Below are 16,125 nucleotides of genomic sequence, written 5' to 3'. Positions count from 1 at the left end.
GCCCGGTCCGGTCATGCAGCGGCGGCCCGGGTGGCTGGTCTTCATGGCGCAGCCTCGCCGGCCGCTGCCCGGACGAGCCGCGCGGACCAAATGCGGCCAGCAACGGTCAGTCCGATGCCCGCGACCAGCGCAGCCAGCCCGAACGGCGTGCCCAGCAACATCGCCAGCGGGTCCACGCCTAGGCAGACACCCAGTCCCAGTCCCAGCAGGGGGAGCCAGGTCAGCAGTGCCACCGTCGCCTTCGGTCCGGCAAGCGCCGTCTGCCGGGCTGCTTCAGCGTCGTCCTCAACCTCCAGCTGAGCCGCGAAGCGCGTCAGGACGTCAGCCAGCGGGCAGCCGCTGGCGGCTGCTATGTCGAAGCAGGCTGCCAGCTCAGCCCAGATCCGCGGCTCTCGGCCACCGACTCCAGGACGCGAGGGCAGACCTGCTGATCGTATTGCGTCCGCCACCGGTGCTCCCCGCAGGGCCGCTCCCCGGGCGGCTGACAGTACTGCTGCCGATCCGGCGCTGAGCCGTGGTTGGCGGGCGTCGTCATCCGCGGACCCCTGCTCCACGTAGAGCTGCCACAGTTCATCCCACAGGCGCGAAGGAGACCGACCACCCTTCAGCAGGGCAGCCAGCTGCTGAGCCACTACCGTTAGGGACACGGCGGTCTCCTTGCGGCGGCCCCGGGCGAGGCCCAACCCGCCCCGGCCCGTCGTGCCAGGTCCGCCGCTGCGGCGGACACGGCCGCCGGTTGCGCCACGCGGGCCGAAGGTGCTGCGTGCCCGCCGAAGTGGCCCACGCGACGCGCTCAGGAGCAGCCACGCCGCAAGGGCCAGTACGCCAACAAAGACCGCGGTCATGCTGCTGCCCTGCGGGCTCCGCGTTTTTCACCCGTGATTCCCGGACGGTCCTGACCCGATGAGACTGCTTCCGCACGCGGCGGCGACTGCGCCGGACCGAAAGCCGCGGGCCCTGCCAAGCGGGCATTGGGGGCGGGGTCGGAGTCGCTGGCAGGGATGGAGCCGCGTACGTGGCCAGCGTCGGAGGCACCGCTTGCTGCGGGGACAGTGCCTGCATCCAGGGCAAGGCGCGGATTCAGGGCTAAGCCCGGATCAAGGGCCAGGCGCTTGGCTAGGATTTCCCACGCCGGCCCGGGAACCGGGCCGGCGGCCGAATGGTCCAAGGCCACGGCGACGTCGAGGCCACCTGCCCGCTCAGCCAGGACGCCGATGCACGCGACGTAACGTCCATGACGCGACCTGGCCACATGCACCACCACGTCAAGGGCACTGGCCACCTGCAGCCGGACCGCATCCTGCCCAAGCCCAGCCAGGGCTCCGAGAGCGGTGAGCCGGGCCGGAACCGCGCCGGCGGCGTTGGCGTGGATGGTGCCGCCGCCTCCGGTGTGGCCCGTGTTCATGGCCGTCAGGAGCTCACGCACCTCGGCACCCCGGCACTCTCCCACAATCAGGCGGTCCGGACGCATCCTCAGGGCCTGGCGAACGAGTTCGCCGAGGTCCACGGCGCCGCCTCCCTCGAGGTTGCCGTGCCGCGACTCCAGCGAGACCACGTGCGGGTGCACCGGGTTCAGCTCTGAGGCATCCTCAATCAGGACCAGCCGCTCCCCCGGATGGCAGAGCCCCAGCAGCGTGGACAGGAGGGTCGTTTTTCCGGAGCCGGTGGCTCCACTGACCAGGAAGCTCAGCCGCTGCTCCACCATGCGTTCCAGAACGCATTGAACCAGCGGCCCAAACATGCCCCCGTCCCGGAGCTCGTCCATGGTGAAGACCTGTTCCCGCCGGATCCTGATGCTGAGCAGTGTGCCAGCCGCCGAGATGGGCGGCAGGACGGCATGGACCCGGTAGCCGCCCTCGAGCCGCACATCCACGCATGGCGATCCGTCGTCCAGCCGCCTGCCGCCCGATGCCACCAGCCTGGCGGCAAGGGCCCTGAGCTGGGCTTCCCCCGCGAAGGTCACGGATGTCCGTTCGATGCCGCGGCCCCTGTCCAGCCAGACGGAGTCCGGGGCGTTCACGAAGATGTCGGTGACAGACGGGTCCCTGACCAGGTGCTGCAGCGGCCCGAGGCCATTGAGCTCAGCGCTGATGCGTTCAGCGGCGGCGAGGGAACCGGCTGTGCCGAGCAGCTTCCCGGTGGCCTGCACCGCGGCCGCCACCCGCGACGGGGTCACCGGCCCGGCGTCGGCCATGACCGACTCGCGGACGGTTTCGAGAAGCCCGGCGTCCAGGACCCGGGCGGCACGACGGCGGCCGGCAGTCTCCGCGAGCGCGGCGCGGGAGGCAGGTACACCCGGAAACCCTGGGGCGGCGCGGCCGCCGGTATCGGCGCCGGGCCCGGGCACTCCCAGATGAGCACTCACCGGAGCTCCCCGGCCTGCAGGTCGCCGGCGAGGAGGCCCAGCACCGACGAGGCGAAACGCCGGACATTCTTCCGCCTGCCCTGGTCGAGCAGGCGGCCCAGCTCGGTGGCCGAGGCCGTCCCCCGAACTTCGGGCATCACTCCGTGCAGGGGGAGCCCCACGGATTCGGCGACCAGCGCGGCATCCAGAGCAACCCCGGCCTTTCCCCTGATGACCAGGGCCGACTCCACCGGCGGAAGCTCCTGCAGCAGCCGGGCGGCGGCGACTGCAGCCTTCAGCTGTGCCGGTACGACGACGAGGAGGCGGTCGCAGTCCCAGGCGAACGTGCGCAGCGGCTCGGCGTTGCGGCCGATATCGACAATCACCACCTCGTAGCCCCGCCGTGCGGCGTCGAGGACGTTTCCAACCGTAACCGGGTCCACGAGCGGCGGCCGTTCCCTGCTTCCGGGCCAGGACAGAAATGAGAACCCGCCAGCGACGGGTAAGGCGTCCGCGAGCTGCTGCGGGTCAATGCTGCCACTGGCGTCGGCCAGGTCCGGCCAGCGGAGACCTGGAGATTCCTCCGCGGCCAGGGCCAGTTCCAGTCCGCCGCCCCAAGGATCGGCGTCGACGAGCAAGACCCGGGCACCGAGTTCAGCTGCGGCCTGCGCGAGCCACGCCGCCGCGGTGGTGGCACCTGCCCCTCCGCAGCCCCCGGTGATGCCGAGCACCAGGCCTCCGGCCTCCGGTGAACGTGACCGGCTGAGGTACTCGGCCAGCCACGCGGCGGCGTCGGGAAGAACGGCTACCCGTTGTGCCCCCAAGGCAGCGCCCAGGTGCCAGAGGGTATCGCCTTCCCCGCTCAGCCCGACGAGAACGGCCGGGGCACGGCGCCGGGGCGGCAGTTCACGGACATCGCTGCCGACCAGGACGTCGGCGGCGGAATCCCAGAATGGCGCGGCCTCCGCCACGTCGTCGACCACCCGGAGCCGTCCGCCGGCGGCCGCGACAATCCGCTCCACTTCCCCCCGCAGGAACTCAAAGCCCGTGACGAGCAGGACGTCACCGCCGTCACCGGGGAGCCAGGTTCCGGGTTCAGAACCGGTCAGTGGCCCCACCAGCGCCGGCCTGGGCTGGGCCGCCGGCCGCCGGCTGCTCCGAGGCGCCGGTGAGGGTCCATCCGGGAAACCGCCCACCGGATCTGCCCAAGGACCGCCGGCACCAGGCGCCGCAGTACCGGGCGGCTTGGCTTCCGGCGGCACAGTGCCCGGCAGCACAGTGTCCGGGTCTGATGGGAGTCGCCGGTTCCGGGCGTGGTGCGTGCTCATGCAGCAACTGTGCCCAAAGGACCGGCCGCCCGTCAGAGACGAATGAGTGTATGTGGAAAACCGGCCGCCGCCTCAAGTGAGGAAAGCCCACCTCCCGTGGGGGACAAGAGGCAGAGGACTTACGGCAAAGGACAGGAGCGGCGGGACCTTGCGGACAATCCGGTGGGGCACGGGAGGCTGGCCACGACGCCAGACAGAGTGGCAGCAAGGCAGCAAGGCAGCGTGGCAGCAAGGCAGAATTGGACATATGTATCTGTTGCTCGCCGCCCACCCCGACGGCGCAGCCATCCAGGAACTCACGGCGGCGGGTCTCCCCCACCCCGCCAATCCGCAACCACGGATCGTCCGGCTGACCCCGACGGGAGCCCACCAGGAAGCCCGCCCACCCGCGGCGTCCCAGACCGCACCCCCAACCGCACCAGGCAACGGCAACGGGCTCGCCGCCGTCGTACGCGAGCTCGAGAAGCGGCGCCCGCGCTGGATCTGGCACCGCACCCAGGACTGGTACCCGGCGCTGCTGGCGGCGGGCGTGGACGTGGAACGCTGCTACGACCTCTCGCTGTGCGGCGCCATCCTGGCCCATTCCGAGTTCACGGCCCACACGACGTACGCCAAAAACGCCGAGAAACTCACCCAGGACGACGAGCTGCAGCCGCCCCGGATGCTCCAGCCGCCCCCTCCGCCCGCGGACCAGGGCGCCCTCTTCGACGCCCCGGACACGGCAACCCAACCGCGGCAGACCCTGGCCGAGCTGCGCGCGGAATATGCGGTCCAGCAGGAGGCCCTCGCAGCAGCCGCAGGACCGGCCGCAGGACCGGCCGCCGCAGGAGCAGACGCCGCGGGTGACGGCAACCGGAAGCAGCGGCTCCAGCTCCTCCTCGCCGCCGAATCGGCCAGCGCCCTGGTCGCGGCCGAGATGCAGCATGCCGGCGTGCCCTGGCGGGAGGAGCTGCACGAGCACATCCTGGCCGAGCACCTGGGCCCGCGGCCGCCGCTTGGCCACCGCCCCGCCAAACTCGAGGCCCTGAACACCGAACTCCGGGGCCTGCTGAACGCGCCGTCACTGAATCCGGATTCGCCGCAGGAGCTGATGCGCGCCCTGCACCGCAACGGCATCGAGGTGAAATCAACCCGGCAATGGGAGCTGAAGGGATCCAGCCATCCGGCCATCACGCCCCTGCTGGCCTACAAGAAACTGTCACGGCTGCACACCGCCAACGGCTGGGCTTGGCTGGACGCCTGGGTGCGGCACGGCCGGTTCCGGCCCGAATACGTGGTGGGCGGAGTGGTGTCGGGCCGCTGGGCGTCACGCGGGGGCGGGGCACTGCAGATCCCGCGCCAGGTCCGGGGCGCCGTGCACGCAGACCCGGGGCACAAGCTCATCGTGGCCGACGCATCCCAGCTGGAGCCCCGTGTTCTCGCCGCCCTCGCGCAGGATTCCACCATGGCCGAGGCCGCCCGGGACCAGGATCTCTACGCGGGCATCGCTGCCAAGGGCTTCGGCGGCGATCGGGCCAAGACGAAGATGGCCCTGCTGGGTGCGATGTACGGGGCCACCTCCGGCGAGGCAGGCCGCCTGATGCCGCAGCTGGCCAAGACCTATCCGCGTGCGGTGGGCTTCGTCGAGCGGGCGGCCCGGGACGGCGAAGCCGGCAGGACAGTCACCTCGCGTCTGGGTCGCAGCAGCCCGCCGCCGTCGGAACGGTGGTTCCTCAGCCAGCGGTCCACCTCGGCGGAGGAGCAGCGCCGCGCGGACTCCATCGCGCGTTCCCGCGGACGTTTCACGCGCAACTTCGTCGTGCAAGGTTCGGCTGCCGACTGGGCCGCCTGCTGGCTGGCTGAATTACGACGGCGGCTACGCACCATGCGTGCCGACGGTTCAGCAACCGGGGAACTCGTGTTTTTCCTGCACGACGAGGTCATGGTCCACGCCCCGGACGCCGCCGTGGACGCCTGCATCCGGGCCATCGAAGAAGCAGCCAACGCCGCCAAGGAGCTGCTCTTCGGCCCCATTCCGGTCGAGTTCCCGGTGAGCGTGGCCGTCGTCGACTCCTACGACAACGCGAAGTAGCCGCAGACACCCAGGCCCGGAGAAGCGGCCAACCCGGGATGGGGCACTTGGCACCCGACGCGCCGGCCGCCGTCGTAATTCACGACGGCGGGACCGCCAAAGTGCCCCAGGACGGCACCGCCTGGCGCGTACGGCCGTGTGGCGGCAGGAGAGTAGTCCCTTCCCACCAGAAGCAAAAGTCACATCCGCCACAGAGGGAACATGCGCTTGTACTGAGTAATGTACCGGCCAGTAGTTCGCTTCGTGTGGTGTGGACCACTAAGGTCTATGGTGGCCGGGCAGTGGCAATAAGTTGGCCCGGCACGTGCAACGAAGCATCAGCAGGGGGTTTCCACGCCAATGGCGGGCAAGTTTGAAGTTCACCAGGACAGCGATCAGTCTTACAAATTCCGTCTCATGGATGGGGACGGAAACATCGTGGCAGAGTCGCCGCGGTTCAAGAGCGTCTCGGGAGTAGTTGCCGGCATCAACGCATTGCGCGAAAACGCCGCCACCGGCCTGGTGGTGGATCTGCGGAAATCGCAGCACTGACACTGGCAGGATAGCCGGCCGAAACACCGGCCGCGGTACTGCCAGCCAGCAGTACCGCCTACAGGTCCAGCGGGTGAAGCCTGGTCCTGTCCCAGGGGACAGCCCAGCCGAGCTGGTCGAACAGTTCGTTCAGGATCATGCCCGTGAAACCCCAGACCACCAGGCTGTTCACATTGAAGGCCGGGCTCTGGAAGGTCTGGTTCATGCGGGTCACGGCAGCCATGGTGCGGTTCTCGGGGTCCAGCAGGTCGCGGACCGGCACCCGGAAGACCTGGGCGGACTCTCCGTAGTCCACCACCCGGACCGGCGACGGCGAGGCCCACCAGGCCAGGACCGGGGTCACCAGAAAGTTTCCGCGCGGGAGGGCCAGTTCCGGCAGGGCACCCAGCACTTCGACGCCTGACGGATCCACGCCGGTTTCCTCCTCCGCTTCCCGAAGCGCGGCCTCCACAGGAGTCTCCCCCAGGTGGATGCCGCCGCCGGGAAAGGCCACCTGGCCTGGATGGTCATCGAGGGTGTGGGCGCGTTCCAGGAGCAGGACGTCCAAGTCGGCAGCAACGAGCGGCTTGCCGGAGGCTGCAGGCACATCGTCCAGGGCGCCGAAAAGGATCAGGACGGCCGCCTTGCGGGCAACGGACTCGTCAACGGTCAGCTTGCGCCAATAGGGATTCCGGGCAGGACCCGTGCCCGCCCTGATTGATTCAACGAGGTCCACCAGGTCCTGGCGTGCCGTCATGAAGTCCTCCGCTGCGATTCCATCCGGATCTCGGCGGCGCGGTGGGTCTCGGCCCGCAGCCTGGCCAAAAGCTCCTCGCTTCCGGGCGCCAGTTCGTACTTGAGCAGTTTCGCAGCCTTGGCGGGGTTCGTCTCGCCCGAACCAAAGCTGGGGCACCAGTTGGCCACGGCGCACGCCCCACAGGCCGGCTTGCGGGCATGGCACACCCTCCGGCCATGAAAGACCACCCGGTGGGACAGCATGGTCCAGTCCCTGGGCTCAAACAGTTCCGCCACGTCGGACTCTATCCGGACCGGGTCGTCCGAGTCGGTCCAGCCGAAGCGCCGGGCCAGGCGGCCGAAGTGGGTGTCCACCGTGATTCCGGGAATGCCGAACGCATTGCCCAGCACCACGTTCGCAGTTTTCCGTCCGACGCCCGGCAGCGTCACCAGGTCTTCCAGCCGCCCGGGCACCACGCCGTCGTACTCGTCCACCACCCGGTTGGCCAGCGCGAGGAGGTTCCGCGTCTTGGCGCGGAAAAAACCCGTCGGCTTGATGATCGCTTCCAGCTCCGCGGTGTCCGCTTCCGCCATGGCGCGGGCGTCGGGAAAGCGGGAGAAGAGCCTCGGCGTGATCAGGTTGACCGTCACGTCCGTGGTCTGCGCGGAGAGCACCGTGGCCACGAGGAGCTCGAAGGGGTTCCGGAAGTCGAGCTCGGCGTGAGCGTACGGGTACTGCTCGGCGAGGGCCCGGTTGATCCTGCGCGCCCGGCGCTTCAGGGCCAGGGGCGACTCGCCGGAGCGGGCCGGCGGGCTGGCCGCAGGCCCGCTTTCGGCGGGGAGGGTATCCGAGGGAGGGCCCCCGGGCATGTCAGCGGGAACCTCCCCGGCAGGCATGTCCGCCGGAGCCTCACCGGAAGCAGGTGCCGCCGGCATGTCCGGCGTGCCGCGCCGGCGCGAAGCGGAATCGGCCACGGCGGCCGGCTAGCCGCGCTCGATGTTGCTGAGATCGCGCAGGACGCCCACCCGGCCGTCCGTGTGCTGGACCAGGAATTCGTCCCCGCGGTCCTCCAGTGCCAGAACCCAGCCTCCGGGTTCGATACCGAACAGCGGCGCGCCGGTGCGCTCATCAACGGCAGTGCGGTGCTGGGCCACGGCGAACCAGAAGGCCTCGTGGACCTGCTCATGTTCGGACTCCTCCGGCCGGCTTGCCGGGTCGACGGTGGCACCGATCGGTTCCTGCGACCGCACCTGCTGCTGCACGTCCACCCTCGGGTGGACGGCGGTGGCAGGCGTGGCCGAGGCAGCCCGCGCGGCCTCTTCCGCAGCTTCACGCACGGCAGCGTCGGACTTGCCCTCCGTGACCGGGGCTTCCGCTGCGGGCGCCTCCGTGGCCGCCGCTTCCACTGCCGGAGCTCCTTCGGCAGCCGCCGGGGCGGCCGTGGCTCCGTCCAGTTGGGTCTGCTCGGCCTCCGCGGCGGCCCGCTGCGCGGCGGCCGCGTCAGCTTTGGCGGACGGTACTGTGCCCGCCTGAACGGCGGCGTCAGCGGTCTGCGCGGAGGGCACGACGGCGGCCTGTCCCGTTTCCGGCGACGCTGCGGCACTGCTCGCCACGTTAGCGGCGGGCCACATCCCCGTGGCCGGCGCTGCGCCGGCGGCTCCGGCACCAGCGGTTCCGGCACCGGCAGCAGCGGTTGCGGCCTGGGCTGCACCGTGCCCCGGCTGGCCGACCGCCGTCGCACCGTGGGATACAGGACCGCGGGATTCAGGACCCTTAGGCGCAGCACCGCCGGCCACTGCGCTGCCAGCCACCGCACCCGCCGAAACAGCGCCCTTAGTGGAAGAAGCAGCACCGGGCGTGGCAGCGGCCGGCGTAGAAGAGGCAGCCTTCGGTTCCTTCGGCGCTTTAGGCTTGCGCACGGGAACGGCCGAGTCACGCGCCATGATGTGGGCCGGGACGTCGGGGCGGCCCAGGAAGTCGCCGGCGAAGAACGGGATGAACCGGGCCAGCACTGTGGCGCCCAGCAGCACGAGGGAGCCGATCAGGCCCACGAGCAGGCTGGGCGCGTAGGCGCCGGCAACGGACAGGAAGAAGAAGGCCACCGCAAACGAGGCCACCACAGAACCGAACTGGTCCACCGAGAGGGATCCGATGCGGACCTTAGTTTCGGGGGCAAGCCGGCGGGCCACAAACAACGCCGCAACAATGAGCGGCAGCACCACGCCGAGCCCCAGGAAGAACAGGCTTCCGAGGTTCCACAGGTTGTAGCGCACAGCGAACATGGGAATCAGTGATGCGATAAAGAGGACTAGGGTGGCCGCGAAGACGGTCAGGTCCCGGACGGTGAAAGGTCCGGCAACGGCCTCATTCCGCACACCCTGCTGCTTCATGAAATTCGGGGCCGCAGTGTGCGCTTCCGGCCGCCCGGACGGTCCCGCCCCAAGCGGTACCTGGCCTTGGCCCGGCTGGGCCGAGCCCTGCTGGGGCTGGCTTTGCTGATTCATTCTGTTCTCCTTAGCGTGGCGGCGCCCGGACGGGTGTCCGCTGCGTGGTTCCGCCCTACGGCCGGAGCCTGACCACAAGCGGTCTGGCTGCCTCCGGCCCCTGTCACGAGTCCATCTCAGCCTAGCCAAGTGGAGGGTGCTTCACTAGCTGACTGGCCGCGGTGCGACGCGCTCACAGAAGCGGCACAGGTCTCCCAAAGAACCATTCACCGCTAAATGGGCACCGCTCACGGCTCCTCATGTGACGCCGCCCACGCGCGGATGCCTGACGCGCTAGTCTGGTCTCGGAACAGCTCTTTGCGGTTTATCCGTGACGGGCCGTTGCCCGACGCCGTGCAGCGGCGGGGCAATGGCCTGGACCGGCGCACCGCGCAGGAAAGATCGATGAATGATGAGGTTCACCATGTCCCAGGACACCCCCGGCTCGACGGCCACCTCTGCCACCCCCAGCCAGCAGGGCGATGCCCTTGAAAACCTGCTGCATGAGAACCGCAAGTTTGCCCCTTCCGAGGAGTTCGCCGCCAACGCCGTCGTGGGCGCCGACGTCTACGCAGAGGCAGCAGCCGACCGGCCCGCGTTCTGGGCCAAGCAGGCCCGCGAACTGCTGACCTGGAACAAGGACTTCACCGAGGCCCTTGACTGGTCCAACCCGCCGTTTGCGAAGTGGTTCGTGGGCGGTGAGGTCAACGCGGCCTACAACGCGCTGGACCGGCACGTGGAGAACGGCCTGGGCGACCGGGTAGCCATCTACTTCGAGGGCGAGCCGGGCGATTCCCGCTCCTACACCTACGCGGAACTCACCGACGAGGTGAAGAAGGCCGCCAACGCCTTCGAGTCCCTGGGCGTGGCCAAGGGCGACCGGGTGGCCGTCTACCTGCCGATGATCCCCGAAGCGGTCATCACGCTGCTGGCCTGCGCCCGGATCGGCGCGGTGCACTCGGTGGTGTTCGGCGGGTTCTCCGCCGACGCGCTCAGGTCCCGGATCGAGGACGCCGAAGCCAAGCTTGTGGTCACCGCGGACGGCACCTACCGGAGGGGCAAGCCCAGCGCGCTGAAAACCGCAGTCGACGCCGCCCTCGAGCAGGAGGGCCACACCGTGCAGAACGTCGTGGTGGTCAAACGCAACGGCCAGGACGTGGACTGGCGCGAGGGCCGGGACCACTGGTGGGCGGACACCGTCGGGACAGCATCCGCCGAGCACACCGCCGTCGGGCACGACTCCGAACACCCGCTGTTCATCCTCTACACCTCGGGCACCACCGGAAAGCCCAAGGGCATCCTGCACACCACTGGCGGGTTCCTCACCCAGACCGCCTACACGCACAAGGCGGTCTTTGACCTGCACCCCGAAACGGACGTGTACTGGTGCACGGCCGACGTCGGCTGGGTCACCGGGCACTCGTACGTCGCCTACGCCCCGCTCATCAACGGCGCCACCCAGGTCATGTACGAAGGCACCCCGGACTCCCCGCACCAGGGCCGCTGGTGGGAGATCGTGGAAAAGTACAAGGTCTCCATCCTCTACACCGCCCCCACCGCGATCCGCACGTTCATGAAGTGGGGCCGGGACATCCCGGACAAGTACGACCTCTCCTCCATCCGGGTCCTGGGCTCCGTGGGCGAACCCATCAACCCCGAGGCCTGGATGTGGTACCGCGACGTCATCGGCGGCAACAAAGCCCCGATCGTGGACACGTGGTGGCAGACCGAAACCGGCGCCCAGATGATCGCCCCGCTGCCCGGCGTGACCGCCACCAAGCCCGGCTCCGCGCAGGTGCCGCTGCCCGGCATCGCCGTGGACGTCGTGGACGAGAACGGCGCCTCGGTGCCGGACGGGCACGGCGGCTTCCTGGTGATCCGCGAACCGTGGCCGGCGATGCTGCGCGGCATCTGGGGAGACCCGGAACGGTTCAAAGACACCTACTGGTCCCGCTTCGAAACCATGTACTTCGCCGGCGACGGCGCCAAGAAGGACGAGGACGGCGACGTCTGGCTTTTGGGCCGGGTGGACGACGTCATGAACGTCTCCGGACACCGGCTCTCCACGACGGAAATCGAGTCCGCCCTGGTGAGCCACCCGGCCGTGGCCGAGGCCGCCGTCGTGGGCGCCACCGACGAAACCACCGGCCAGGCCGTCGTCGCATTCGTTATCCTCCGCGGCGATGCCGTGGACTCCGGGGACGAGATCGTCCAGGACCTCCGCAACCATGTGGGCAAGGAAATCGGCCCGATCGCCAAGCCCAAGACCATCCTGGTGGTGCCCGAACTGCCCAAGACCCGCTCCGGCAAGATCATGCGCCGCCTCCTCAAGGACGTCGCCGAAGGACGCGACGTCGGAGACGCCACCACCCTCGCCGACAACACCGTCATGCAGCAGATCGCCGCATCCCTGAAGAAGTAGCGGAGCCAGGCAGGGCCTGTCCGGAGCGCGGTTCAGCGCCGGGCGGGCCCTGCTTTTTGCTGTCCTGCCGGGGTCCCACGGACCGAACCCCAAGGTGTTATTTATCGATCTTTCCTGTTCCCTTTTGCGAGGTTATAGTCAGTGATATGTGACAGATGTCACAAGACTCCATCCCGGGAGAGATCATGGCAGCGCATCCGGAAGCGTCCACCAGCGCCGGGCCGGTCCGGCGGACATTCCTCAAAACTATTGGCGTGAGTGCCGCCGGCCTGGCGGGCGTGCCCCTGTTGACGGCGTGCACCGGAGGCAGCGGACCGTCCGCCGGAGGCTCGGAATCCTCCGGCCTGTCGTTCGGTTCAGGTTCCTCCGACGAAGTTCCCAAGAAGGCGTACCAGGCAGTCACCGATGCCTTCACCCAGAAGACGGGCAAGACGGTCCGCACCAACGTGGTGCCGCACAACGATTTCCAGAACAAGATCAACTCCTACCTGCAGGGCTCGCCGGACGACGCCTTTACCTGGTTCGCCGGCTACAGGATGCAGTTCTATGCCAGCAAGGGGCTTCTGGCACCCGTTGATGACGTCTGGGCCAAGATCGGGAGCAACTTCTCGGACGCCCTGAAGAAGGCGTCCACCGGCCCGGACGGGAAGATGTACTTCGTCCCCAATTACAACTATCCGTGGGGTTTCTTCTACCGGAAGAGCGTGTGGGCCGATAAGGGTTACGAGGTGCCGGAAACCTTCGACGCCCTTAAGGTCCTGGCGGCCAGGATGAAGGCCGACGGCATCATCCCGATCGGTTTTGCGGACAAGGACGGCTGGCCCGCCATGGGCACGTTCGACTACATCAACATGCGCCTCAACGGCTACCAATTCCACGTGGATCTATGTGCCCACAAGGAGTCCTGGGACCAGAAGAAGGTGACAGACGTCTTCGACACCTGGTCCGCCCTGCTGCCCTTCCAGGATCCTGCGGCACTAGGCCAGACCTGGCAGGACGCGGCAAGGGCGCTGGCTGCCAAAAAGACAGGCATGTACCTGCTCGGCTCGTTCGTCACGCAGCAGTTCACCGATCCGGCGGTCTTGAAGGACATCGATTTCTTCGCGTTCCCGGAGATCGCTACCGAGGGGCGGGATGCGGTGGAGGCACCCATCGACGGGCTGCTGCTGTCCACCAAAGGCGGCGGGAACGCGGCCGCGCACCAGTTCATGGAATTCATCGGCACCCCCGAGGGCCAGGACGCCTATGCCTCGGTGGACGCCTCCAACATCGTCACGGCCAAGGGCGCGGACACTTCCAAGTTCACGCCGCTGAACAAGAAATGCGCGGACACCATCGCGCAGGCGAAGTCGATCAGCCAGTTCTTCGACCGTGACGCCCTGCCCGCCATGGCCAACAACGTCATGATCCCGGCCCTGCAGACCTTCCTCAAGGACGGCAAGATGGACGTCAAGAATCTTGAGGCGCAGGCCAAGACACTGTACGCGGCCCAGTAGCAGTCCGGGGACTCCCATGAGCGCTACAGCAAGAGACCTGGTCCCGCCGGAGTCCCGGGCTCCGTCCGGGGCGCCGGCGAAACGGGTCCGCAGCGGAAAGGTCCGCCGGCTCTCCAGACGGGACAAGGTGGTTCTGTCCCTCATGGTGGGCCTTCCCACCCTGATCCAGTTGGTTTTTATCTGGCTGCCCACGGTGATGTCCGTCGGGTTGAGCTTCACGCGCTGGAACGGGCTGGCACTGACCGACATCAGGCCGGCAGGCGCCGACAATTATCAGTACATCTCGCAGGACTACCCGCCGTTCTGGCCCGCCATCCAGCACAACATGCTGTGGTTGGCGTTCCTGGCCCTGGTGGCCACCCCGCTGGGCCTGCTGCTGGCAGTGCTGCTGGACCAGCAGATCCGCGGCAGCCGGATTTACCAGAGCATTTTCTTCACACCGGTAATGCTGTCGCTGGCACTGATCGGCATCATCTGGCAGCTGTTCTACCAGCGTGACAACGGCCTGCTGAACTTCCTGCTCGGAACCTCGGGAACGCCGCAGGCCGTTGACTGGTTCGGGGATTCCTCGGTAAACATCTGGGCAGCCATGATCGCCGCCACGTGGCGCCACGCGGGCTACGTCATGCTGCTGTACCTGGCGGGCCTCAAGGGCGTGGACCCAAGCCTGAAGGAAGCCGCCGCCATCGACGGGGCCAACGCGGTCCAGACCTTTTTCCGCGTGGTGTTCCCGGCCATGCGGCCCATCAACATTGTCATCGTCGTCATCACCATCATCGAGTCGCTGCGGGCGTTCGACGTCGTCTACGTCATCAACCGCGGAACCAACGGCCTGGAGCTCCTCAGCGCCCTGGTGATCCAGAACCTCGTGGGCGAAGGCCAGGTGATCGGCGTCGGCTCCGCCCTTGCCGTGGTCCTGCTGGTCATCTCGCTCGTGCCCATTGTGTTCTACCTCAGCCGCACCTTCGGCAAGGAGAACAGGTCATGAGCGCTGCGGCCTCCCCCAGCACGGCCACGAGCCGGCCGGCAACCCGCTCCGGCAGCAGGCCGAAGCGGCACTACGGCACGCATATCTTCCTGACGGCCATGGCAGTCATGTGGCTAATCCCCCTGATCTGGGCCGTGTTCACGGCCCTGCGGCCGATCGCCTCCACCAACGAGCACGGCTACTTCAGCCTGGCCGGTGACTTCAACTTGGACAACTTCATCCAGGCCTGGTCCCAGGGCGGCTTCGCCAAATACCTCTGGAACTCGGTGATCATCTGCGTCCCCGCGGTACTGCTGGTGCTCTTTTTCGCTTCCATGATGGCGTTCGCCGTCAGCCGGGTCAGCTGGAAGTTCAACATCACGCTGCTCATCATGTTCACGGCGGGGAACCTGCTGCCGCCCCAGGTACTGGCGGCGCCGCTGTTCGAGATGGCCAAGCACCTCCAGGTGCCCTACTCCTTCAGCGACTCCGGCAACATGCTGAACACGTACATCATCGTCATCGCGGTGAACATGGCGTTCCAGATGGGGTTCTGCACCTTCGTGCTTTCCAACTACATGAAGGCGCTCTCCGCGGACCTGACCGAGGCCGCACTCGTGGACGGTGCCGGGATCTGGCGCCAGTACCGGGAAATCATCATGCCGCTGTGCCGCCCGGCCTTCGCCGCCCTTGCAACCTTGGAAGTCATCTTCATCTACAACGATTTCTTCTGGCCTCTGCTGTTCATCCAGAGCGGCGACCGGCTGCCCGTCACCACCGCGATCAATAACCTCCAGGGCGAGTTCCTGAACAACTACAACCTGCTGGCGGCCGGCGCCGTCATTACGGTAATTCCCACCCTGATCGTTTACCTGCTCCTGCAGCGGCAGTTTGTTGCGGGCCTGACTCTTGGTTCCAGCAAGGGCTAGGCGATGATGGGCAGTGTAGGTTTCATCCACTGAAAGGATCCCGATGCTTCCCGCGGCCCGCCACCAGTCCATAGTGGACGCCGTCCGGCGCGAGCGGGTGGTCCGCGTGTCGGACCTCGCGCAGCAGCTGGGCGTGTCCCTGATGACGGTGCGCCGCGACATCGAGATGCTGGAGGAGAGCGGCCAGGTGGAACGGATCCACGGGGGTGCCAAGCTGCCCGGTGATGCCAGCACGCATGAGCCGGGGTTCGAACTGAAGTCCACCCAGTTGACCGCCCAGAAACGCGCCATCGCCCTGGAGGCCGCCGCCCTCGTCCATGAGGGAATGGCGGTGGCGCTGAGCGCGGGCACCACCACCTGGGCCTTGGCCAAGGAACTTGCCAACGGCCCACGGATCACCGCGGTGACCAACTCCGTGAAGATCGCCGACCTCTTCCACCATGCCTCCGCCTCGGGGTCCGGGCGCCATGCCTCCACGGTGATCCTCATCGGCGGCGAGCGCACGCCGTCGGACGCCCTGGTGGGTCCCATCGCGACGGCGGCGCTCCGCCAGCTCCATCTGGACCTGCTGTTCCTCGGGGTTCACGGCATGGACGCGGAGGCCGGCTACACCACGCCGAACCTGCTGGAGGCGGAAACCAACCGCGCATTCATCGCCGCCTCCCGCAAGGTGGTGGTCCTGGCGGACCACACCAAATGGGGCACCCAGGGAATCAGCACCATCGCCAAGCTCGAGGAAGCCGACGAGGTGATCTGCGATTCCGGCCTGTCCCCCGACGCGCAGCGGATCCTCCGCGACCGGGTGGGCCGGCTGAGGCTGGTTTAGGCGCCGGCTGCTC

General features: G+C 68.1%; 13 protein-coding genes. 7 read left to right on the top strand and 6 right to left on the bottom strand.

Annotated elements, in window-relative coordinates:
• Positions 1–41: 41 nt before the first annotated feature.
• From CXZ05_RS05570 to ssd, 3 genes are read right to left on the bottom strand one after another with little or no spacing between them, the layout of a single operon-like run.
• Positions 42–845, bottom strand: coding sequence for a hypothetical protein (locus tag CXZ05_RS05570; RefSeq protein WP_102971632.1), 804 nt, complete (start codon positions 843–845; stop codon positions 42–44).
• A complete protein-coding gene (locus CXZ05_RS05565) occupies positions 842–2,365 on the bottom strand; it encodes a TadA family conjugal transfer-associated ATPase (protein ID WP_258006461.1) in 1,524 nt (507 codons plus the stop codon). Before CXZ05_RS05565 ends, CXZ05_RS05570 begins: the two co-directional genes overlap by 4 nt.
• Positions 2,362–3,672: a septum site-determining protein Ssd gene (ssd, locus tag CXZ05_RS05560; RefSeq protein ID WP_374754625.1), complete on the bottom strand. Its 1,311-nt coding sequence runs from the start codon at positions 3,670–3,672 to the stop codon at positions 2,362–2,364. The genes CXZ05_RS05565 and ssd overlap by 4 nt, the downstream gene beginning before the upstream one ends.
• Positions 3,673–3,919: 247 nt before the next feature.
• Between ssd and CXZ05_RS05555 the strand changes: the two genes are divergently transcribed.
• On the top strand, positions 3,920–5,743 hold the full coding sequence (locus CXZ05_RS05555; RefSeq protein WP_102971630.1) for a bifunctional 3'-5' exonuclease/DNA polymerase: 1,824 nt from the start codon (positions 3,920–3,922) through the stop codon (positions 5,741–5,743).
• A 396-nt stretch (positions 5,744–6,139) separates the two neighbouring features.
• Positions 6,140–6,274, top strand: a complete 135-nt coding sequence (locus CXZ05_RS05550; RefSeq protein ID WP_308410992.1) for a DUF1508 domain-containing protein — start codon at positions 6,140–6,142, stop codon at positions 6,272–6,274.
• Positions 6,275–6,332: 58 nt separating this feature from the next.
• On the opposite strand, the gene CXZ05_RS05545 is transcribed toward CXZ05_RS05550, so the two are convergent.
• From CXZ05_RS05545 to CXZ05_RS05535, 3 genes are all read right to left on the bottom strand, one after another.
• Positions 6,333–7,010 (bottom strand): CoA pyrophosphatase, encoded by a 678-nt coding sequence (locus CXZ05_RS05545; RefSeq protein ID WP_102971629.1) that lies wholly within the window; start codon positions 7,008–7,010, stop codon positions 6,333–6,335.
• Complete coding sequence (gene nth / locus CXZ05_RS05540; RefSeq protein ID WP_258006460.1) at positions 7,007–7,858, bottom strand: endonuclease III; 852 nt, start codon at positions 7,856–7,858, stop codon at positions 7,007–7,009. The genes CXZ05_RS05545 and nth overlap by 4 nt, the downstream gene beginning before the upstream one ends.
• A gap of 114 nt (positions 7,859–7,972) precedes the next feature.
• Entirely contained in the window at positions 7,973–9,493 is a 1,521-nt protein-coding gene (locus CXZ05_RS05535) for an MFS transporter (RefSeq protein WP_102971628.1), read from the bottom strand.
• A 403-nt stretch (positions 9,494–9,896) separates the two neighbouring features.
• On the opposite strand from CXZ05_RS05535, the gene acs reads away from it, so the two are divergent.
• From acs to CXZ05_RS05510, 5 genes are all read left to right on the top strand, one after another.
• On the top strand, positions 9,897–11,894 hold the full coding sequence (gene acs / locus CXZ05_RS05530) for an acetate--CoA ligase (RefSeq protein ID WP_102971895.1): 1,998 nt from the start codon (positions 9,897–9,899) through the stop codon (positions 11,892–11,894).
• A gap of 185 nt (positions 11,895–12,079) precedes the next feature.
• Positions 12,080–13,390 carry an ABC transporter substrate-binding protein gene (locus CXZ05_RS05525; RefSeq protein ID WP_102971627.1) on the top strand — a complete coding sequence of 437 codons (1,311 nt, stop codon included), beginning with the start codon at positions 12,080–12,082 and terminating at the stop codon, positions 13,388–13,390.
• A gap of 16 nt (positions 13,391–13,406) precedes the next feature.
• Positions 13,407–14,378, top strand: a complete 972-nt coding sequence (locus tag CXZ05_RS05520; RefSeq protein WP_102971626.1) for a carbohydrate ABC transporter permease — start codon at positions 13,407–13,409, stop codon at positions 14,376–14,378.
• Positions 14,375–15,286, top strand: coding sequence for a carbohydrate ABC transporter permease (locus tag CXZ05_RS05515; RefSeq protein ID WP_102971625.1), 912 nt, complete (start codon positions 14,375–14,377; stop codon positions 15,284–15,286). The genes CXZ05_RS05520 and CXZ05_RS05515 overlap by 4 nt, the downstream gene beginning before the upstream one ends.
• 43 nt (positions 15,287–15,329) lie before the next feature.
• A complete protein-coding gene (locus CXZ05_RS05510) occupies positions 15,330–16,112 on the top strand; it encodes a DeoR/GlpR family DNA-binding transcription regulator (RefSeq protein WP_102971624.1) in 783 nt (260 codons plus the stop codon).
• The last annotated feature ends 13 nt before the right edge of the window (positions 16,113–16,125 follow it).

Origin of the sequence: Arthrobacter sp. AFG20, assembly GCF_002892795.1 — a bacterium.
GTDB lineage: Bacteria > Actinomycetota > Actinomycetes > Actinomycetales > Micrococcaceae > Arthrobacter.
The sequence above is the reverse complement of the archived record's forward strand: the minus strand, read 5'-3'. Positions and strand labels throughout refer to the sequence as shown.